Origin of the sequence: Catenuloplanes atrovinosus, assembly GCF_031458235.1 — a bacterium.
Lineage (GTDB): Bacteria > Actinomycetota > Actinomycetes > Mycobacteriales > Micromonosporaceae > Catenuloplanes > Catenuloplanes atrovinosus.
Genome location: NZ_JAVDYB010000001.1, coordinates 7,651,380 through 7,673,152, shown reverse-complemented (window position 1 = coordinate 7,673,152; position 21,773 = coordinate 7,651,380). Strand labels below are relative to the sequence as shown.

The window sequence follows — 21,773 nt, the reverse complement described above, 5'->3', positions numbered from 1 at the left end:
GCACCGCGAGATCGGCCCGTGGTGGTCGAGGGCAGCACCCGGTGGAGCGGGAGCCGAGCGCGTCAACCCGCCCGGCCGGCCGCGAAATTCGGGGCTCGGTCAGCCGTAGGTGTCACGGGGGCCGCGGCCGCGGACGCGGCGGGGACCCTTGCTCCAGCTGGGGGCGGCGGGGCCGTGGATGTGGAGTTTCTTGACGACGCCGTGGCCGACCTCGCCGGCGATGCGCTTGATCAGGCCGGCGGCGAGGAGGCGGAGCTGGGTGGCCCAGGCGGTGGACTCGGCCTCGACGGTCAGTTCGCCGTTCTCCAGTTTGACGGGGCGGCTGTGTGCGGCCACGTCGGCACCGACGATCTTCTCCCAGGCGCCGAAGAGGGAGGCCTCGGCGGTGGGGCGCTGCCAGCCGCGGGTCTGGACCAGGCGGTTCAGCATCGTGCCGAGCAGTTGGGGGTCGCGTGGGTCGGGGCCGGGACCGGAGTAGCCGCGCAGCCGGCGGCCGGACTCGGCGGCGCCGGGCCGCGGTGAGGTGCGGCGCTGGGCGCGGGCGGCGTCGCGGCGGGCCTTGGCGGCGTCGAGGACGGCGCGGGCAAGCTCCGGGCCCTGCACGCCGGCCGGCGGCTCCAGCGGCTCCGGTACGGGCCGATCATGCGACACGGTGGACCTCCCCCTCGGTCACGGCGAACCGGGCACCGCGCAGCGCCTCCGGCACGTCCTCGGCGACCGCGCATGTGACCAGCAATTGTGCGGCGCCGGCGACCAGGTCGGCGAGGCGGGTGCGGCGACCCGCGTCCAGCTCGGCGAAGACGTCGTCCAGGACCAGCACCGGCTCGATGCCGTCGTCGCGCAGCAGATCGTAGGCGGCCAGGCGGAGCGCGAGCGCGTACGACCAGGACTCGCCGTGGCTGGCGTAGCCCTTGGCGGGCAGGTCGCCGAGCGTGAGCAGCACGTCGTCGCGGTGCGGGCCGACCAGCGTCGTGCCGCGGTCGACCTCGGCGGGGCGCGCGTCGGCGAGCATCCCGGCCAGTAGCTGTTCCAGGCCGGCGCGGTCCGGCAGCGGGCTCGGCGGGTCGCTCAGCCGTTCGGTGCCGCGGCCGGAGGAGCCGATCTTGTACGCGATGGCGGCCGCGCCCTTGCCGGCCGCGACCGCGTCGTAGGCCTTGGCGATGTGCGGGCCGAGCGCGGCGCACAGCTCCAGGCGGCCGGCCAGCAGTTCCGCGCCGTACCGGGCGAGCTGCGCGTTCCACACCTCCAGCGTGGCCAGGTCGGAGCCGTCCCGGTCGCCGCCGGCCCACCGCCGCCGCTGGTAGGAGGTGCGCAGCAACGCGTTGCGCTGCTTCACCACGCGCTCGTAGTCGGCGCGCACGCCCGCGTACCGCGGCTGGCGCGCGACCAGCAGGTCGTCCAGGTAGCGGCGGCGCTCGCCGGGGTCGCCCCGGACCAGTTCCAGGTCCTCCGGGGCGAACAGCACCAGCCGGAGCGCGCCCAGGATGTCGCGGGATCGGCGGACCGGCGAGCGGCCGAGACGCGCCCGGTTGGCGCGGCCGGGGACGATCTCCAGCTCGACGAGCAGTTCCCGGCCGTCGTGCACGATCGCGCAGCGGACGACCGCGGCGGAGGCGCCGAAACGGACCAGCGGCGCGTCGACCGCGACGCGGTGGCTGCCGAGCGTGGCCACGTAGCCGAGCGCCTCGATCAGGTTGGTCTTGCCGACCCCGTTGGGTCCGACCAGGACGGTTCCGCCGGGCTCCAGGTCGATGCCGACGCGCTCGTACGAGCGGAAGTCGACGAGTTCGAGCCGGCGGACGTACATGCGGGGAGATCCTTTGCCTGGGAAAGCCGACGGGGGTGTGCGCTCGATTGTCGCTCACACCCCCGCCGAAGGCCGGACCTACCTCTTGACGGCGTGACCGCCGAACTGGTTGCGCAGGGCGGCGACGGCCTTGATGGCCGGCGAGTCCTCCTGCCGGGACGTGAAGCGCGCGAAGAGCGAGGCGGCGATGACGTTCATCGGGACGGCGAGGCGGATGCCCTCCTCGACGGTCCAGCGGCCCTCGCCGGTGTCCTCCGCGTACCCCTTGATGTTGGCCAGTTCCGGGTCCTCGTCGAGCGCGCGGTCGAGCAGGTCGAGCAGCCAGGACTTGACCACCGAGCCCTCCCGCCAGCTCTTGAACACCTCGGGCACGTTGTGCACCAGCTCGGAGGCCTTGAGCAGCTCGTAGCCCTCGGCGTAGGCGTGCATCAGGCCGTACTCGATGCCGTTGTGGACCATCTTCGAGTAGTGGCCGGCACCGACCGGGCCGGCGTGCGCGAAGCCGAACTCGCCGGCCGGCTTGAGCGCCTCGAAGATCGGCATGCAGTGGTCGACGTGCTGCTTCTCGCCGCCCACCATCAGCGCGTAGCCGTTGGTGATGCCCCACACACCGCCGGAGACGCCGACGTCCATGTAACCGATGCCGAGCGCGCCGAGCCGCTCCGCCCGCGGGCCGTCGTCGGTGAACTTGGAGTTACCACCGTCGATGACGATGTCACCGGCGGACAGCAGGCCGCCGAGCTGATCGATGATGTCCTCGGTGACGCCGGACGGCACCATGACCCAGACGACTCGCGGCGCTGCGAGCTTCTCGACCAGCTCGGCCAGGCTGGCCGCGTCGCTGATCTCGGGCCTCGGGTCGTATCCGACAACGTCGTGACCGGCGGCGCGGATGCGTTCCCGCATGTTGCCGCCCATCCGGCCCAAGCCAACCAGGCCCAATTGCATTTCGTCCCCCTTGCAGTGGTTCTTGCTTCCGCGTATCAGCGGGTTACCCGGATCGGCATGATCAGGTACCGGTACCCAGTAATGATCTCGCCGTCTTCGCTCGCGGGGGACAACACGGCCGGTTTGAACGCGTCGACGAACGACAGCACGGCCGTGGGCGCGTTCAGACCGTTCAACCCGTCCAGCAGGTACTGCGGGTTGAAGCCGATGGTCAGCGCCTCGCCGGTGAAGGTGGCGTCCATGGCCTCGCTGGCCCGCGCCTCCTCGGTGCCGCCGGCCTCGACGACGAGACCGTCCTCGCTGAAGCTGAGCAGGATGGGGGTGGTGCGCTCGGCGACCAGCGCCACGCGGCGGGTGACCTCCTGGAGTGCGGAGACCGAGACCCGCGCCTGCGCGTTGTGCGATGCCGGGAACAGCGACCGGACGGGCGGGTAGTTGGCGCCGTCCAGCAGCCGGCTGGTCGTCCGGCGGGTCCCGCCGGCGAATCCGATCATTCCTTCGCCCGCGCCGCCGTGCGCGAGCGCCAGGGTCACCTGGCCGCCCAGCGGGCCGAGCGTCTTCGCCGTGTCGTTGAGGGTCTTCGCCGGCACGAGCGCGTTGATGCTGATGTCCGGGTCCTCCGGGGACCACTCGATCTCGCGCATGGCGAGCCGGTAGCGGTCGGTGGCCAGCATGGCCAGCGTGGAGCCGGTCAGTTCCAGCCGCACGCCGGTCATCATCGGCAGCGTCTCGTCGCGACCGGCGGCGATCGCCACCTGGCTGACCGCGGCGGCGAACGCGGCCGCGTCCACGGTGCCGGCGCTGGCCGGCATGTCCGGCAGGCTCGGGTAGTCCTCGACCGGCATGGTCGGCAGCGTGAACCGGGCGCTGCCGCAGACCAGCTCCAGGTGCGGGCCGACGGCGGCGATGTCCACCGGCTTGGCCGGGAGCGCCTTGGTGATCTCGGCGAGCAGGCGGCCGGAGACCAGCGCGGCGCCGTCGGAGTCGCCCTGGACCTCCACGCTCACCTGGCTGGAGACCTCGTAGTCGAACCCCGAGACCTGCAGCACGCCGTCGGTGACCCGCAGCATCACGCCGGCCAGCACCGGCACGGACGGCCGGCTGGGCAGGCTCTTGGCGGTCCACGCCACGGCGTCGGCGAGCGCGTCGCGCTCCACTCGGAACTTCATGGCCATGCCTCCGCGTCGACTGGTTGGGCGGTCCCTATTCTGCCGGTCCAGCGCCAAGAGGTGGGTACGCGGGCCAGACCCTGTGCGGACCGGGTGCGCCCGGCCCTGACCTATCGAACCTTAGGTCTCCCCGATGACCTCTGCTTCCCCGCCCCCGTGCGTTCGCGCCATCCGTCGACTCTCCTCGGCGAGGTTTCACACCGGCGCGAACTTCAAGATCCTCCACAAGCCGATGATTGATCTTTTTTATATCTAGAAATAAAGAGAGTCGTAGTCATCGGTGGTGTGGATTCTGGGGAAAACCCGAGTATCCGCAGGTCAGAGCGTTATCCACCGGTGATTTTGCTGTGGAGAAGCGGGGTATAACCCGGCAGGTTCTCCACAGGCCGTTTGATCTTCACCGGGTTATCCACTGCGTAACCACGGTTATCCACGTGTTTTCCACGGGGTTTCTCCCCAGGTGTGGATTGTGCCGCGGACGCCGGGCCGCCTGTGCATAAGAGTTATCCCCAGAACCTTCAACAGGCTATTCACACGCCGTCCACAGCTGGGGACAGCCGATCACTGCGTGTACACGTCCACAGTCGTTTCCCCAGGAGTTATCCCCAGCTGTGGATGAAGCACATTGATCGTGGGCAGCACTTGTCCACCGACTGTGCATAACTCCGGTGGATAGCGTGTGGACGGTCTGTGGACAGTGTGGACAACCAACCGATCGGAGGATGTGGATAGCCGTCGCCACCTGTGGATATGGGAATATCGCCCCGCACACTTGCACGCTGCTTCTCCACAGTCTGTGGATTGATGCCTGTGGAGAACGCCCAAAATCTGTGGATGCCTGTGGACGGACCACGCACGCAGTGGACAAGCGGTGGATAACTTCTGGGGATAACCGCCGGTACGACGAAGGGCGCTCGTCGCACCTCGCGGACCGGAGGTGGGACGAACGCCCTGGTAACAGTTGAGTAACAGCGGTGTGGCGGCCCCGCCGGGCTACGAGTTCTGCTTGATCCGGTTGGTCAGCTCGGCGATCTGGTTGTACAGCGACCGCCGCTCCGCCATCTGCTGCCGGATCTTCCGGTCCGCGTGCATGACCGTGGTGTGGTCGCGGCCGCCGAACGCCTGCCCGATCCGGGGCAGCGACAGATCCGTCAGCTCCCGGCACAGGTACATGGCCACCTGGCGCGCGTTCACCAGCACCCGGGACCGGGAGTGCCCACGTAGGTCCTCCAGGCTCACCCCGAAGTACTCAGAGGTCGACACCATGATCTGGTCCGCGGTGATCTCCGGGCCGGCACCGTCCGGGATGAAGTCCCGCAGCACCTCCTCGGCCAGCGACAGCGCGACCGGCGAGCGGGTCAGGCTCGCGAACGCGGTCACCCGGATCAGCGCGCCCTCCAGTTCACGAATCGAGGACGAGATCCGCGACGCGATGAACTCCAGCACGTCCGGCGGCGCGAACAGGCGCTCCTGCGCGGCCTTCTTCTGCAGGATCGCGATCCGCGTCTCCAGGTCCGGCGGCTGGATGTCGGCGAGCAGGCCCCACTCGAAGCGGGTGCGCAGCCGGTCCTCCAACGTGGTCAGCTGCTTCGGCGACCGGTCCGAGGTGATGACGATCTGCTTGTTCGCGTTGTGCAGCGTGTTGAACGTGTGGAAGAACTCCTCCTGGGTCCGCTCCCGGCTCACCAGGAACTGGATGTCGTCGATCAGGAGGATGTCGGTGTCCCGGTACCGCCGCTGGAACGCGCTGGTCTTGTCGTCCCGGAGCGAGTTGATGAACTCGTTGGTGAACTCCTCGGTCGACACGTACCGCACCGAGCGCGCGTGGCCCAGCGTCGTGGCGTAGTGCCCGATCGCGTGCAGCAGGTGCGTCTTGCCCAGCCCGGAACTGCCGTAGATGAACAGCGGGTTGTACGCCTTGGCCGGCGACTCCGCCACCGCCACGGACGCGGCGTGCGCGAACCGGTTGGACGAGCCGATGACGAACGTCTCGAACATGTACTTCGGGTTCAGCCGGTTGCCGCCGGACTCGCCGCCGGGGCGCGCGCGGTCCAGCCCGCCCGGACCGCCGGTGACGCCGGGCCGGATATCCCGCACGGTACGCCCGGGCCCGCTGTCGCCCGGCCCGGTGTCCGCGGGCTCGTCCTGCATCCGCGGCGGGACCTGGCGCTGCTCGCGGCCGAACGGCGGCGGCGTGTCGTCGTTGAACGCGTCCGGCCTGGTCCGCGGCTCGTCGGCCCGCTCGTGGACCGCGGCGGGCGCGGCCGGGTAGGCAACGGTCCGGTACGGATCGTCGGCCGGCGCGGACTGCTGCGGCGCGCGCGGCTCCGCGGCGGGCGCGGGACGGGACGGCAACGACTCGGCCCGCGGCGGCGCGGCGAACAGCGCGGCCTGCGCGTCGTCGCGGTCGGGCGCGGGCTCGCGGCGGGCGCCGTTCTGCGCGGCCATCGGATGCTCCGCCTCGCGGTACCGCGGCTCGGGCACGTCGTCGGCGCGGTCGCGGTCGCGGTCGCGGTTCGGGCTCTCCGCGCGGGCCGGCCGGGCGTACTCCTGCTCCGGGAACGGGACGGGGTCCGCGGCCGGGGGGTCGAACAGCGCCTCGCGCTCCGGGTAGGCGGGCGCGGCCTCCTGCGGCGTCGACGGCGTGCCGTAGACCGTTCCGGACGGGCGGCCCGCGCCGTCCTCCGGCGGGCGCACGGTCACCGCCACCTGTATCGGGCGGCCGAGCCGGCGGGAGAGCGCGTCCGTGATCGCCGGGCGCAGCCGCGACTCGATCACGTCCCGGGTGAACGCGTCCGGCACGGAGAGCAGCGCGGTGTCCTCGACGATCGCGCGCAGCCGGGTCAGGCGGAGGTAGGCGCGCTGCTGCGCCGACACGATCTCATCGGCGAGATCGTCGGTTGCGGCGCTCCACACCGAGGCCAGGTCGACCGTGTCGGCCACCGTCCCGCCACCCCCATCGCTCCCGACATCACCGGTCGCCTGCCGGCCGGTTGCCGCTGTCGTCTCTTGGTCGCCGGAAGCGCGGGTCCGCGGCCGATCGCGGCCGGCCCCCCGCCGACAGCGATGACACTGCTGCTACCCACGTTCTTCACGACCGTCGTCCACAGGTTATCCACACCCTGTGTACCGACCGATTGTGGCTTACCGTCCGTTGCTGGTGAGACCTGCCGAGCTGCGGTGGCGCGGATGAGAAGGGTCCACCGTGCCGAACGACTTTCCCCCTCGTCCGGTTCTGGCCGCCCCGGGTGCGCCGCGACGGCCGGTCCGCCGATGTCGCCACCGGCAAACGGGCACGCTAACAGCGATGGCCCCGCAGCATCAACCGCCGATCGGTACGCGCGGACCCGCGGAGCGCGAAGCGGCAGTTCACCGCCGGTGTGCCAGGTCGCGCGTTTTGACGCCCGCTGGTACACGCGCGTACTCTGGGCAGGCTAATCGGCTGGCTGTAGCGGCCCGCCGGGCGACTCCCGGCGCGGCCGGTTAGCATTGACCAGAGACTTCGGGCCGTTTGCAAGATCACCTCCGGCCTCGGGGAACGCAGGACCAGACGACCTCCGGCTCGCAGAGCGTGCCCGGGCCGTACGAAGACGGAGTTTGACGTGAGCAAGCGCACCTTCCAGCCGAACAACCGCCGCCGCGCGAAGACCCACGGGTTCCGGCTGCGCATGCGCACCCGTGCGGGTCGCGCGATCCTCTCCACCCGGCGCGCCAAGGGCCGCGCCAAGCTGTCTGCCTGAGGTCCGGCCCGCCGGCCAGGAGGGGGCAGGTCAGTCGTGTTGGCCGCAGCGCAGCGACTGCGGCGTAGCAGCGACTTCGCCGTAGCGATCCGCGCTGGCCGTCGTGCCGCGCGCGGAGCCGTCGTCGTCCACCTCCATCTCGCGTCCGCCGGTCTCCCCACCGAGGCCGACGGCGAGGGGCAGCAGCACGAGACGATCGAGCCGGTGCACGCCGCCGATGCGGCGCGCGCCGGCTTCGTCGTTTCCAAGGCGGTCGGCAATGCGGTCGTCCGCAACCGGGTCCGCCGTCGCCTGCGGCACCTGGTGCGCGAGCGGATCGGCACGCTGCCGGCCGGCGCCACGCTGGTCGTGCGCGCCCAACCGGGTGCGGCGCTCACGCCGTACCCCCGACTCGGTCTTGATCTCGATGCGGCGTTGCGGGCCGCTGCCGCCCCGCAGACCCGCCGCCGATCCGACGGTGCGAAGCGTCGCAGGGATGGTGCCGGATGAGCGATACCGAGCGTCCACCCACGCTCGCGGCCCGTGCGCTGGCGCGCTGCGTCATCGCGTACCGTCAGTGGATAAGCCCGGCGCTGCCGGCACGCTGTCGTTTCTATCCGTCGTGCAGCGCATACGCCCTCGAGGCGGTCACGCGGCACGGAGCACTGCGGGGGAGCCGGCTCGCGATCTGGCGGCTGCTGCGCTGCCACCCCTTCCATCCTGGCGGATTCGACCCGGTGCCCGACCCGGACCGCCGTCGCGCGAATGTGACTGGAGCCGGAATTGTTTGACTTCGTCAATCTGGACCCGATCTATTGGGCGATCTCATGGATCCTGCTGAAGTGGCACGCGGCCTGGGACTTCATCGGGGTGCCCGACACCACCATCCTCGGCACCAACTGGTCCTGGATTCTCGCGATCGTCTTCCTGGTCGTGACCGTCCGCGTGGTGCTGTTCCCGGTCTTCGTCAAGCAGATCAAGTCGCAGCGCGCGGTGCAGGCCCTTCAGCCCCAGCTCAAGGCGCTGCAGGACAAGCACAAGGGTGACCGCGAGACCCTCCAGAAGGAGATGGTCGAGCTCTACCGCAAGGAGAAGGCGAACCCGCTGATGGGTTGCCTTCCGATGTTCATCCAGATCCCGGTCTTCTTCGGCCTCTTCCACGTGCTCCGCCGCCTGGACCCGTCCAAGACCAACAAGACGCTGTACGGATGGACCGCGGAGCAGTTCGACGGCGCCGCCAACGCGAAGCTCTTCACCGTGCCGATCGCGGGCAAGTTCGGCTCCACCACGGAGGAACTGGTCCGGCTGGGCGCCAACCGCGCCACCGTGATGGTCGTGGCCGGCCTGCTCGTCCTCATCATGATGGCCACCACGTACCTGACCAGCCGTCAGATGATCCTCAAGACCGGCTGGGCCGAGGACCCTCAGCAGAAGATGATCCAGCGTCTGATGCTGTACGGAATTCCGCTTTCTCTCCTTGTTTCGGGCTATTTGTTCCCGATCGGTGTGATCATCTACTGGGTGTCGAACAACCTCGTCACCCTCGCTCAGCAGCAGTGGGTGCTCCGGAAGTTCCCGCCGCCGGTCACCGCCACGACCGGAAAGACGGGCGGCTCCGGCGCGTCCCGGCAGAGCGAGCCCGTGAAGACCGGCATGTTCGGCCGCAAGAGCGCGCCGGCCGAGCCCGCCAAGCCGGCCGTCGACACCAAGGCGCTCGCCCCCAAGCCGGGCGCCAAGCCGGTGCGCCCGGGCCGGACCGCCCAGGCCACCAAGGCCCAGGCGAACGGTGCCGCACCGGCCAAGGCCGGCGGTACACCCGGCAAGAACGCGGTCGGGCGTACCGGCGGAGTCCCCTCCCGGGCGAAGAAGAGCAACCCGTCGGCAAAGCCCAAGGGCTGACGGCCCCATAAACGTGCCCGGTGTCCCGGCCCTGCGCGGCGGGACACCGGGGAACCAGCGGACCGGTGACGGTCCGGCCCAGCGAGTACGGAGATGACACCGTGACCGATACCAGCACTCCCCACGCTGACCAGGACCTCGAGACCGAGGAGACCGTCGTCGAGCACGACGACGACAGCGAGGAGACCAAGGAATCGGAAGGCCCGTCCGACAGCGACCTGTTCCGCCAGAGTGAGATCGCCGCCGACTACGTCGAGGGTCTGCTGGACATCCTCGACTACGACGGCGACATCGACGAGCTCGTCTCCGGGGGCCGTCCCATGGTCGAGGTCGTCGGCGGGCGGCTGCAGCCGCTCGTCGGCCAGCGCGGCGCGACCCTCGAGGCGCTCCAGGAGCTGACCCGGCTGGCGATCTTCCGGGCCACCGGCTCCCCCAGCCGGCTGCTGCTCGACGTCGGCGGCTACCGCAACTCCCGCCGCAAGGAGCTGGCCGCGGTCGCGCGCAACGCGATCGAGAAGGTCCGCGAGCACGGCGAGCCCGTCCGCCTGGAGCCGATGTCCGCGTTCGAGCGCAAGTGCGTGCACGACGTGATCAACGCGGCGTCCGGCGTGGAGAGCGAGTCGGAGGGCGTCGAGCCCAGCCGTCGCATCGTCGTGCGGCCGGTCGACTGATCCGTGCGCGAATCCGCTTCCAGCGGCTCGGAGGGCACCGCGCCCTCCGAGCCGCTTGATCTTTCACTCCCCGACCCGCTGCGCCCCGCGGCCGAGGCACTGTTCGGCGATCGGCTCGCGCTGGCATCGGAGTTCGCCACCCTCCTCGGTACGGACGGAGTGGTCCGCGGCCTGATCGGCCCGCGCGAGGCCCCGCGCATCTGGGAACGGCACCTGCTCAACTGCGCCGCGGTCGCCCAGCTAATCCCTTCCGGCGCTTCCGTCGTCGACGTCGGCTCTGGGGCGGGTTTGCCCGGTATCGTGCTTGCGGTGGCCCGTCCAGATCTCACGATCGCGCTGGTCGAGCCACTGGCACGACGCACCGCCTTCCTGGCGGAAGCGGTGACGGCGCTGGGCCTGGACGACACCACCACGGTGATCCGGGGCCGCGCCGAAGAGGTCGTCGGGGACCCCCTCTCCCCCGCCGACGTCGTCACCGCGCGGGCGGTCGCGCCGCTCGATCGGCTCGCGGGCTGGTGCCTACCCCTCACCGCCCTCGGCGGACGGCTGCTGGCCCTCAAGGGGTCCTCGGCCGCCGACGAGATCGCGGAGCACCGGGACGCGGTCGGTCGGCTGGGCGGTTCCACGCCGGTCGTCCGGCGGTGCGGGGAGGAACTCCTCGCCGCACCGACGACCGTGGTGGAGATCGTCCGGGAGCGGGTCGTGCCGGCACGGTCGGGGAAGGGTTCCCGCCCGGAGCGCCGCGGGGCCGCGTCCAGGACCGGCGGTGGCTTCGGGGGCGGGAGGAAGCGGAGGGGCTAGATGCGGGGTCGGCGGCGCGGTAAGCGGAAAGCCAGTGGCGTACGTCCGGCGGCGCCCCCACCCTCAGCCGAGGCCCCTACCCCACCGCCGGTTCATGCCTCCATGGCGGCCGCCGAGTCATCGGCGGTATCCGACTCACCGCTCGCCCCTGCCTCGACGGTGGAGCGGGACTCTGCTGAGCGGGCGGCTTCCTCACCGGCTCCTGCCGACCTGGTGGAACCGGATTCCACCGCAGGCCCTGGCGCTCCGCGGGCTTCCGTCCGGCCAGTGGAGCCTTCCTCCGCTCCTTCGCTGGTACGTGTCGCACCCTCGGCATCCGAATCGGTGAGAGCCCGGGATGCGGTCTCACCGGTGGTCGGGTTCTCCCCTGCGGTTCTCGATGCGTCGGCAGCTGCCACCGCATCGCCGCTCGCACGGCAAGCCGCGAATGCCACCCCGTCGTCGGTTGCTCCCTCTCCGGGGGACCCTGCATCCTCTCCCGTCGCGTTCCCGGCGGCGGGTGCTGCCGCCTCACCGGTCGCGTCGTCGTCGGCGGGTGCTGCCTCCTCACCCTTCGCGTCGTCGTCGGCGGGTGCCGGGTCCTCGCCGGCGCCGGCGGCGGATGCCGCTTCCCCACTGGTCGCATCTCCGCCGGGGGAGCCCGTCTCGCCACTGATTGCTCCGCCGCCACAGGCTCGCGCCAAAGGGCGGCCTGCGTCAACCGCTTCTGTTCAGCAGCCGGCGGGCGCGCCCGCTTCGCCACGCTCGGCGCCGACGACCCCTCCCGCGGTGCCCGTCCCGTCCACGACGAACCCGGGCTTCGTATCCGGCGTGCGGGAGCAGGCGGTGTCCCCCACGACGCGAGCCACCCGGCGAGGCCGGAAATCAGGGCGCGTTCCCCAGCCGACCAAATCGACCACATCAGCCAAGGCAGCGGAAGGCTCGAAGGCTCCCCAAGCGACTGCGGCCGGCGCTTCCTCGGTGCTGGGCCCAAGGCATTCTGGTGGCCACGACGGGCCTATCGAGGAGCGGCCGACGGGTGCGGAGTCACCGGTGCTTTCGGGCGAAGCGACGCCTGACGATCGCGCGGAGCCAAGGTGTCCCGACTTGCCGGAGCCGGTGGGGTTGCATGAGTCTTCTGCGGTGGCGGGCCTAGCGGTGCCGGAGGGGCTGGCGGTAGTGCCGGGGCCGCCAACGCCGGCTGGTCCGACGGCGCGCGACGACACCCAAGTCGCCGGTTCGCCAGTAGTGTCCGGTGGCTTGCGTCTCCCGGGCCGAAGAGTGGTGGCCGACGACTCCACCCCGTTCGGTCGCCTCGCCTTCAGGCGAACCGATGCCACCGCCTCCCCCGGTGCCGAGCTTCTGGCATCCGGTCCTCTCACGGCCGTCCCGCGCGCTTCCGACCCGCTCGCATCCGGCACACCCGCGTCCGGCCCGGGTGGCTTGCACCCGCCGGTCGTGACGCGGCCATCTGTCAGTACGCCAGCCTCTGAGCTATCCCCCGTCGGAGAACTGGTGCCCGAGCGATCGCCCGCTGGCGCACCTGCCGCGAAGCGGTCACCCGCTGTTCCACGGACCCCGGGGCGACCGTCCGTAGTTTCACCGGTCGCCGGTCAACCACCTGCCGGCCCGTCGGCGTCCGGGCGGCCACCCGCGGATTCGTCCGCCTCGGTGCGACCCACCGCTGCGCCGCTCCCCGGAGGAGCAACCCTCGGCGTGCCGACCTCCGGGCGATCAACCACCGACTCACAGGCCCTCGCGCGACCGGCCGACTCACCGGCCCCGGCGAAAGAACCATCGCCGACCTATCCGGCGCCGATCTCCGTACCAGTGGCGGCGGTTCCGCTTCTTCCGGCCACCTTCACCGCGCCGCTGTCCGCGTCATTGGCCTCCGCGATGGCCGCGAGCCTCAAGCCACCGCCTCCGGAGATCGACCCGCTGTTGGACGCTCCCGACGGCACCGGCTGGCCCGATTGCGAGGCGCATTGTTCCGGCGTACTGCGGCTCGCATCTGGTTTTATGGTCTTCAGTTCAGAGGCTTCTTCGTTTCCCGTGAAACATGGGCCGGATGGGCGTGGCCATGGGCGCCCCACGGCCGTAGGCTGGCCGCGCGTCGATAGTGTGGACTCATCCGATTCTGGCAGGGATGACACGGTGCAGGACTACGGAAGCTACTCAGGCTCCTCCTCTTACCCTGTTTCACGTGAAACGCGCTATGACGGCTCGCTGGGCGAGCCCTCGTACGGCAGGATTGAGCCTGCCCCGGTAGGACCGGGTGGATTTGAGGGCGAGGAGTATCCGGTGCCGCAACCGCGGGTGGGAAACGGCTACGGCGGACCCGAAGTGCCGGCCGAAGCAGACCACGAACCCTATGTTTCACGTGAAACGTCGGCTCCCGCCGACGACGACCTTCCTCTGGCCATGGAGGCGTTGCGCGCCGTGCAGATCCTCAACCCGAGCGGCGAGGTGACCATGCCTCGTCCGGCGCACCCCCGGATCATGTGCGTCGCCAACCAAAAGGGCGGCGTCGGCAAGACCACTACGACCGTCAACCTTGCGGTCGCGCTCGCGCTGCACGGCAACCGCGTGCTGGTGGTCGACCTTGACCCGCAGGGCAACGCGTCCACGGGCCTCAACGTGCCGCATCACGCGGGCGTGCCGGACGTCTACGACTGCCTGATCGACAACGTGCCGCTGGCGGATGTCGCGCAGGGCGTCGAGGGCATCCCGAACCTCTGGTGCGTGCCCGCGACCATCGACCTGGCCGGCGCCGAGATCGAACTGGTCTCCGTGGTCGCCCGTGAGTCGCGGCTCTCCCGCGCGATCAAGAGCCACCCGGAGCAGTTCGACTACGTGTTCATCGACTGCCCGCCGTCGCTCGGCCTGCTCACGGTCAACGCGCTGGTGGCGGCGCAGGAGGTCCTGATCCCGATCCAGTGCGAGTACTACGCGCTGGAAGGACTCAACCAGCTGATCAACAACATCAACCTGGTACGCCAGCACCTCAACCCCACGCTCGACGTCTCCACGATCCTGCTGACCATGTACGACCGGCGCACCCGCCTGGCCGACGCGGTCGAGCAGGACGTGCGGAACCACTTCGGCGACAAGGTGCTGCAGTCCGTCATCCCCCGGAACGTCCGCGTCTCCGAGGCGCCCAGCTACGGGCAGTCGGTCGTCACCTACGACCCCGGCTCCCGCGGCGCCACCAGTTACTTCGAGGCCGCCCGCGAGATCGCCGAGCGGGGCGCCAAGGAAGACCTGGGCCGCAACGGATAGGCGCCGCGGCGCGCTTTAGCATGATCGGTTCCGGGACGGCGCATCGCTGGCCCGTGGTGGTGTGACACTGTGGTTGATTCGGGCGTCTTGGTGGCCGTCGCGGGTGGCGCGGCGGTGGCGGCAGCATCGGAGCAAGGAGAAGCGGGCACATGAGGAAGGGTCCTAAGGGCGGGCTCGGGCGTGGACTCGGAGCCCTGATCCCCACCGCGCCTGCGGCCGAGACGGCGGCCGTACCCGCCCCATCCGGTCCGGCCGCGGCACCGCCCCCGGCTCCGGCCGCGCCGGTGTCCGCTGCACCGGCGTCTGCCTCTCCGGCCACGCCGCCTGCGCCCGTCGTTCCGGCACCGTCGCCGGCCTCCGAGCCGGCGACCGCGGCTGCGGCCACCGAACCCGCTCCGGCGTCCGTCGCCGCGGAGCCCGCGCTCGCCCCGGTGCCCGGCGCCCGCTTCGCCGAGATCTCGGTGACGGACATCGTCGCCAACCCGAAGCAGCCGCGGCACGTCTTCGACGAGGAGGCGCTGGAAGAACTCAAGATCTCCATTCAGGAGGTCGGCTTCCTCCAGCCGATTGTGGTCCGCGAGCTCGAAGCAGGCCGCTACGAGCTCGTCATGGGTGAGCGCCGCTGGCGGGCCGCTCAGGCCATCGGCCGCGAGTCCATCCCCGCGATCGTCCGGGAAACCAAGGACGACGCGATGCTCCGCGATGCTCTCCTGGAGAACATCCACCGCGCCAACCTGAACCCGCTCGAAGAAGCCGCCGCGTACCAGCAGCTGCTCGAGGAGTTCGGCGCCACCCACGACGAGCTCGCCCGCCGGATCGGCCGCAGCCGCCCCCAGATCTCCAACACCATCCGCCTCCTGAACCTCCCCCCGCAGGTCCAGCGCCGTGTCGCTGCCGGCGTGCTCTCCGCCGGCCATGCACGGGCCCTGCTCGCACTGGAGGACGCGGACGCCCAGGACGAGATGGCCAAGCGCATCGTCAACGAGGGCATCTCTGTTCGCGGCACCGAGGAACTGGTGCAGCTGGCGTTGAGCGACGGCCCGGTGGCCAAGAAGCCGGTGAAGCGCCGCGCCAAGCCGCACGCCCCCGCGCTCAACGACTTGGCCGACCGCCTCTCGGACCGGTTCGACACCCGCGTGAAGGTCGACATTGGCCGCAGCAAGGGAAAGATCACGATCGAGTTCGCCACGGTCGACGACCTTGAGCGCATCGTCGGAATAATCGGCGTCGAGTCCCGGGAGGACGAGGACGCCTAAGGTTCCCGTGCACCAATATGTGATCGGCTCGGAGGCTTTGGCCCTTCGGGCCGATGTGCATTCAGCGGTACGTTCGGGACCGCTCGCTGACAGGCGGCCCTCATCGCTGTGGTGGTTTCACGTGAAACGCTCGCGCGAAGTAGCGGCTGACGTCGGGTGAGGCGGACTTGAGGCCCGGTGTCGGTCAACGTGTCCGCGCGCTCCCTGACCGATGACGGGCTGATCGAAGCGTGTTTTGGCCTCAAGGTCAACTGCGACATTGGTCAGTGCGCTTCGAGTAGGCAGCTTGGAGGTGCTTGCCCGCGCTGCTCGTCCGCCACATTACGGCGGCCCGATGCGGTCCACGCCGCTTCGCAACGCCGGAATCCGGCGCGGCTCTCGGCGGTGCCGACGCCCTTCGTCGGCCGCCCCCCTGCTTTACCTAGCCGCTCAGGCGTTGGCTGGTATGTCGACCCGCTGACTACGTGCCGACCGCGCTTCATCCCCGTGTGTCTGGTGGTTTCAGCGAACCCGACGATTGAACATGCGATACGCCGTGGCGGTCACCCAGGGCGCCATCTCAGCCGGCTGGCACCCTCTCGGTGCTACAACGCTTTTCAACGCCCTTCTTGCCATGTCTCGAACCGAGGTTGATCGCGAAGCCTGCCCGCTTCGCCACCACCATCACTTCGGCACTCGGGACCTCCCAGCCTGGGCGAGCAGCTAGGTAGTCGCAGCTTCGCGTTGATCGGCCGTGGACGGTTCTCGGTGGTGAGCGTTGCCGCTACGTCAGGTCGCGGCGGTCAGCAGGGCGGGGTCGGATCCGGCGGCGTGCGGATTTGACCCACGCCATGTGCGGCCCGGACCCTGCGGCCCGCCGCTTCGGTCGGCGGAGCCCGGCGGCCGCGTGGCGCCGGCCAACTGACCGCGATAGCGAGGGGCGGGAAGCTATGCCCCAGATGGATCTTCTCGCTCATGATCGTTGTCCGGACGGCGTTCTTTCGGCCGGCTACGGGGCAGGCATACGCAACCGGGAGGTGTCCAGTGGTCGGCGCGGCTCTCTATGGAGTCCGGGTTTCACTCTGCACGGCGGACCGAAGGCGGGGTCGTTGCCGACGCTGGCTCTCCGTGCCAACCGCACGATGCGGCCGACATGGTGTGTGGTGGTCGTGCCGCGACGACGTGGCGGCACATTGCGGTTCGTCAGGTGTGCTGGGCGCCCCTGCCGGCTCCAGCGTTGAACGAGAAGGAGCAGTGCTGACCGTCCCGCAACAGTCCAATGCTTCCGTGGATTGCGCCGCCCCATTAGGCCGTCGTCAGAGACGTGTGGCCATCGTTGCTGTTTCACGTGAAACGACGAGCGCTTGGGTGCGCGTGGTGCGCCGACATCGTTCCCCGCGCGGTCGTCGAGACATGCCGAGGAGTCAAAGCCGTATACGCGGTGTGCGACGACCGTCGTCGCCGAGCGCCAGAATAGGACTGGCCTCCGGACTCCTTCACGTGCCCGACGCTCGAGTCGTTTTCGAGGGCTCGGAGTCGGTCCGCGCCGTGCCGATCGCCGCGATGGCCGTCCGCGCAGTCAGGCGGACAGCACGCTGCCGGAGTGCGCGTGATGTCGATGTGAACGCCTGTACCGCCGGTTCCGCACGGCTTCCGGCCCGTCCGGTTTCGCTCGGTTGTTGGGCGTCGCCGGGGCGCTTGAGGTTGATCGCATTGGCGCGTCCGCTTCCCCGGTCATCGCCTGGATCGAGGGGTGCCCTCGTCCTTTGGCTGGCTCGCGCGCCCGGAATCGTGTTGGTGATGCCACGAGCCAGGCAACGCTGCACAGCCCTGTTACTCGCCTGCGCGGCCTTGCTCTGGGTGCCACGCGCGCGACTGCCTGCCCTTCAACTATCGGTGGCACCGAACTGCCCCCTGCTCGTTTGGCGGCGGCTCACTCGTTTCACGTGAAACGCGGGGCGCGGGGCGCGGGGCGCGGGGCGCGGGGCGCGGGGCGCGGGGCGCGGGGCGCGGGGCGCGGGGCGCGGGGCGCGGGGCGCGGGGCGCGGGGCGCGGGGCGCGGGGCGCGGGGCGCGGGGCGCGGGGCGCGGGGCGCGGGGCGCGGGGCGCGGGGCGCGGGGCGCGGGGCGCGGGGCGCGGGGCGCGGGGCGCGGGGCGCGGGGCGCGGGGCGCGGGGCGCGGGGCGCGGGGCGCGGGGCGCGGGGCGCGGGGCGCGGGGCGCGGGGCGCGGGGCGCGGGGCGCGGGGCGCGGGGCGCGGGGCGCGGGGCGCGGGGCGCGGGGCGCGGGGCGCGGGGCGCGGGGCGCGGGGCGCGGGGCGCGGGGCGCGGGGCGCGGGGCGCGGGGCGCGGGGCGCGGGGCGCGGGGCGCGGGGCGCGGGGCGCGGGGCGCGGGGCGCGGGGCGCGGGGCGCGGGGCGCGGGGCGCGGGGCGCGGGGCGCGGGGCGCGGGGCGCGGGGCGCGGGGCGCGGGGCGCGGGGCGCGGGGCGCGGGGCGCGGGGCGCGGGGCGCGGGGCGCGGGGCGCGGGGCGCGGGGCGCGGGGCGCGGGGCGCGGGGGCGCGGGGCGCGGGGCGCGGGGCGCGGGGTATTCGTCGTCGCCCGAGGGTCTGGTTGTCGGTGGGAATTCTGGAGGCGGCACGCTCGTCTCTTGACCCAACCTTCGTGAGGGCGGGCAGACATGTGCGGCGCCTGAAGGAGATAGGAGTGCGCGGTGAGCTAGATGGCGCCGTGATCGAGCGGCACGCCGGAATGGCCGCGCAGACCGCTCGCGGCTCTCGCAGGGGCGTATCGGAGATCCATCTGCGTGCGACCTCGGTGCACAAGCGGGTGGTGGGAGCAATATGTAGGGCTGGTCCGGTACTCCGCCGGATCTTCCGCCGCGTAGGCATTCGTCGTCGGGATTTGGAGTTCGTCAGCGGGCGCACGGCGATGGTGAGCTTCGGCGCGGGGCGGGTTGCCCGAGCCGCCGATGTTGATCGAGCGGTGATTAGGAGGGCGCCGGGCCGTGCAGCGGATGAGCAATCGGCGGTCGCGCGGCTGGGCCGTCGTATGCCTGCCGGGACGGGGTACGACGGATCCTGCAGACGCGATTCGCTGGACCGTGTTGCTCGACTTCCGTACGGTGTCGAGCGCATGCCGGCGACTTTGACTGCGGCACGTCGTGGGTCGGCCATACCGTGAGTCGCACGCGGCTACAGCCGTCGGCTGAGGGCGGTTGTTGACGCACGACGGGGGCCGCTGGCTGAGTTCGACCGCTCAGGCCTTGCACTGCTGTGTGGATGGCACTCGCCTCGACGGGACCGCGACGAGTTGTGGGACTGCCGGCCGCCATCGCTGGAACGCGGCGAACCGTCGGCTCAGTCGAGCTGCAGCCGTCGGAGACAGAGGACACTCAGGGGGCACAACACGGGGCACGTGGTGGATCGGTGCAACACCGGTGCGCATGCCTGCGGCGCCATCTCCGATGGTGGCAGACCAAGGTGATCGTCCGCGACGACGAAGCCGGGCGCCAGGGGTAGAGCGGGAGACGCTCCTACGTGAGTTGGCCGCCAACCATGGCTCACGGTCGCCAACGTCTCGGAGCAGACGACGGCTCGTCGGAATCGTGGCCGCGTTCACGCGCTGCATGAGCACCTCGTCGTCGCGGCAACATATGGCTTGGGGTCTGGCGCAATGGCGGATCGCCGCAGTGGCGCCGCAAGACCCGCTCCCTCCACAGGGGCGCTCTCGCCGTGCTCCACGAAGCTATCCGGACGATCACGACGACAGGCGCGGTGACGGCGCGATCAACGCCGGCTCGCGTGGTGAGGTCGCGTCGTGTGGAGATTGTGGGCACGGCACCGGCCGACTGGCCGATTCGCGATCAACGCCTTGAGTCGAGGCGCTTGAGGCGAAGCGCTTGAGTCCAAGCCGCGCTCATGCCGACGTGGTTCCGGCTGTAGAGGTCGGCCGACGGATTCAGGTCGCGGTAGATGTCAGGCGGGACAGGCAGACGATCGCGGCAAGAACTCGAACTCCGCCTCCTCGCCGGCGCTCACCCGCCGCAGCCCTCGGCAATGTATTGAGGAGCGCTGGTCGGCACCCTGGAGGCCATGTGGCGCCCGGTGCAAGGGAGGCGACGTACCCCAGCGTCAACGCGGACCATGACGCATCCATCATCACCGGCCTGGCCAAGGCCAACAGCCTCACCCACCACCGCTCCCCCGGATCGAAGCGGCGCCACCGGGAGGTCTACGGCCGGCCATCCGATCCGTGCTGCAGGGCCGATGATCGCCTGCCATGCCGGTCATCGGAAATCCTCCGCACCGAGGACGCGCGCCGGGCCACGGTAAGAGGGAGCCGGGCCCAATACCTGAGTCAATGCGGCGTGGGCACTGCCGCGTCTCGTACGGCATAGGCAAGAAGCCAATGAGGCAGCGAGTAGTCGACAAGGGCAAAGCGTCAGTCTTCGCCGGCTCGCCCCCATCCCTTGTCGAGGATCGCCACTAGCGCCCACAGCCGCCGCCCCAGGTCGGCCGGGCTCCAGATCACCGCCGTTCGCAGGGGGCGGACCTAGCGAATTTCGCCTGCCCGCCGGCAGCCCGACCGCGAGGATCTTTCGGAGAGAAGACGCCGTGAAGCCAGTTCGGTTTCACGTGAAACGCGCCGCCCCGAGCGCCGACCGCATCAGCAGCAAACCCAAGGCCTGTGGAAAACCCGCGCACCCAGAACCTGGCCTCATCTCGCCATCCACTCCCCTCCGAGTTATCCACAGAAGTTATCCACAGGGCCCCCCGTTTCACGTGAAACAGCGCGTCAACCGGCCTGTCGGCCTGTGGATGAAGGCGGTGGATAACGCCCTGCGGCCGCCCCACGCAGGGTGTTTGATCGCCTCCGCTGCGGTGGGCATGCCGGTTGGTAATCCACAGGCTGCGCGGAGTGCCTGTGGATAACTCCGTGGACAACAGGCACCGCACCCGACCGCCACCAGCCCACCCACGGCCGATCAGCCACTGGCCATGAGTGGCGTGCGAGGAGCCGAAATGGAGTAAGGACATCGGGCGGCAAACCCGTTAGGGTCAGCGTCGTGCCCCACACCCCTTCCTCCGTGCCTGAGTTCACGAAGTGGCCGTCGTTCCCGTTCGAGGGCGACATCCGCGTGAAGCAGATCGACGACCCGGTGGAGGTCGAGCCGTCGCGTAAGGGCGAGGACTCGGCCGACTGTGTCGCGTGTGCCGCGCCCGATGAGGCGTACATCTGGGTCAGCGACCGCTGGCGGGTCCGCGCCATGGATCAGCCGTCCGGCCTGCCGATGGTCCTGATTCTGGAGTCCCGCTCCCACCTCGACCTGGGCGACCTGCCGAACCTGCTCGCGGCCGAGCTGGGCGTGATGACGGTACGGCTGGAGCGCGCCGTCCGCTCATTGGACGGCGTCGCGCGCGTGCACGTCAACCGCTGGGGCGACGGCTCCGCGCACCTGCACATGTGGTTCCTCGCGCGGCCGTACGGGCGGCTCCAGCTGCGCGGCACGTTCCTCTCCCTGTGGGACGCGATCCTTCCGCCGATCCCCGAGATGCAGTGGCGGGAGAACCTCGCGCTCGTCGCCGCGTGGCTCGCCGAATTCGGTGGCCGCCCGCTGGCCGAGCCGCCGCACATCCAGTGGCAGGCGCCGTCCAGCTTCTCCGCCGACGGTGACACCGACACCGAGATCGGCGCCGGCACGGGCACCACGCGGGAGTCGGACAGCAACGGCACGTCGGCACCAACGCCCGCCGAGCCGATCAGCTCGGTCGCCGCGCTGGAGGAGCCCGACGACGAGGCCGCCGCGACTCAGGCAGCCTCCGCATCCCCCGACCCGGCCGGCGACGCCACCCCGACCAACGCCTGATCCCCGAAGACCAACGACCAAGACCCTCCGGCAGGGGGTACGCAACGCCCTCCGGCGCCGCGCAGGCCGCCGGGGACATCGACCTATCGTCCGGATGCGTGGTCGGACATCGACCCATCGTCCAGGTGCGTGGTCGAACCTCGAACTACCGTTCCAGGTACGCGGTCGGTGCCGCGTACCGTCCAGCCCGCCTCGTTCTACCTCCACCAGGACCGCTTTCACCCGGCGACGGCCCTCTCCAGACATGGAGTGGCCCCTCATCCCTCATCCGCTCGCGATCGCGTCAGGGGCGGAAGGGTGATCGCCTAACTCGGTGCCCTTGTGGTTGGTGTGCGGCCGTGGTGCCGCGCCGCTCTCGGCGGCTCCCAGTCAGGCGCCGTCCCACGGCGCGCCTCGACTGGT

General features: G+C 70.8%; 13 protein-coding genes and 1 pseudogene. 9 read left to right on the top strand and 5 right to left on the bottom strand.

The features are described from left to right. Positions 1-99 precede the first annotated feature (99 nt). From J2S41_RS34135 to dnaA, 5 genes are all read right to left on the bottom strand, one after another. On the bottom strand, positions 100-651 hold the full coding sequence (locus J2S41_RS34135; RefSeq protein ID WP_310374219.1) for a DciA family protein: 552 nt from the start codon (positions 649-651) through the stop codon (positions 100-102). Further along, the gene (gene recF, locus J2S41_RS34130; RefSeq protein ID WP_310374217.1) at positions 641-1,807 is read right to left on the bottom strand and encodes a DNA replication/repair protein RecF; all 1,167 of its coding nucleotides are present in this window, start codon (positions 1,805-1,807) and stop codon (positions 641-643) included. Before recF ends, J2S41_RS34135 begins: the two co-directional genes overlap by 11 nt. Before the next feature lie 78 nt (positions 1,808-1,885). Then, complete coding sequence (gene gnd / locus J2S41_RS34125; protein ID WP_310374216.1) at positions 1,886-2,755, bottom strand: phosphogluconate dehydrogenase (NAD(+)-dependent, decarboxylating); 870 nt, start codon at positions 2,753-2,755, stop codon at positions 1,886-1,888. Positions 2,756-2,790: 35 nt separating this feature from the next. Next, complete coding sequence (gene dnaN / locus J2S41_RS34120) at positions 2,791-3,924, bottom strand: DNA polymerase III subunit beta (protein ID WP_310374214.1); 1,134 nt, start codon at positions 3,922-3,924, stop codon at positions 2,791-2,793. A 993-nt stretch (positions 3,925-4,917) separates the two neighbouring features. Beyond that, positions 4,918-6,867, bottom strand: coding sequence for a chromosomal replication initiator protein DnaA (gene dnaA, locus J2S41_RS34115; RefSeq protein ID WP_310374212.1), 1,950 nt, complete (start codon positions 6,865-6,867; stop codon positions 4,918-4,920). A 659-nt stretch (positions 6,868-7,526) separates the two neighbouring features. Here dnaA and rpmH point away from each other — a divergent pair. From rpmH to J2S41_RS34070, 9 genes and pseudogenes are all read left to right on the top strand, one after another. Continuing rightward, positions 7,527-7,664: a 50S ribosomal protein L34 gene (gene rpmH, locus J2S41_RS34110; protein WP_310374211.1), complete on the top strand. Its 138-nt coding sequence runs from the start codon at positions 7,527-7,529 to the stop codon at positions 7,662-7,664. Between the two features lie 36 nt (positions 7,665-7,700). Next, positions 7,701-8,153 carry a ribonuclease P protein component gene (gene rnpA, locus J2S41_RS34105; protein WP_310374207.1) on the top strand — a complete coding sequence of 151 codons (453 nt, stop codon included), beginning with the start codon at positions 7,701-7,703 and terminating at the stop codon, positions 8,151-8,153. Then, positions 8,150-8,434 (top strand): membrane protein insertion efficiency factor YidD, encoded by a 285-nt coding sequence (gene yidD, locus J2S41_RS34100; protein WP_310374205.1) that lies wholly within the window; start codon positions 8,150-8,152, stop codon positions 8,432-8,434. The genes rnpA and yidD overlap by 4 nt, the downstream gene beginning before the upstream one ends. Continuing rightward, positions 8,427-9,542, top strand: coding sequence for a membrane protein insertase YidC (gene yidC, locus J2S41_RS34095; protein WP_310374204.1), 1,116 nt, complete (start codon positions 8,427-8,429; stop codon positions 9,540-9,542). The genes yidD and yidC overlap by 8 nt, the downstream gene beginning before the upstream one ends. Positions 9,543-9,643: 101 nt before the next feature. After that, on the top strand, positions 9,644-10,213 hold the full coding sequence (locus J2S41_RS34090) for a Jag family protein (RefSeq protein ID WP_310374202.1): 570 nt from the start codon (positions 9,644-9,646) through the stop codon (positions 10,211-10,213). 3 nt (positions 10,214-10,216) lie between these two features. Continuing rightward, complete coding sequence (rsmG, locus tag J2S41_RS34085) at positions 10,217-11,014, top strand: 16S rRNA (guanine(527)-N(7))-methyltransferase RsmG (RefSeq protein WP_374728201.1); 798 nt, start codon at positions 10,217-10,219, stop codon at positions 11,012-11,014. A 2,343-nt stretch (positions 11,015-13,357) separates the two neighbouring features. Beyond that, positions 13,358-14,272, top strand: a pseudogene (locus J2S41_RS34080) (ParA family protein); the annotation flags it as partial. A 149-nt stretch (positions 14,273-14,421) separates the two neighbouring features. Then, a complete protein-coding gene (locus J2S41_RS34075; protein ID WP_310374199.1) occupies positions 14,422-15,528 on the top strand; it encodes a ParB/RepB/Spo0J family partition protein in 1,107 nt (368 codons plus the stop codon). Between the two features lie 5,063 nt (positions 15,529-20,591). After that, a complete protein-coding gene (locus J2S41_RS34070; RefSeq protein ID WP_310374197.1) occupies positions 20,592-21,371 on the top strand; it encodes a hypothetical protein in 780 nt (259 codons plus the stop codon). The last annotated feature ends 402 nt before the right edge of the window (positions 21,372-21,773 follow it).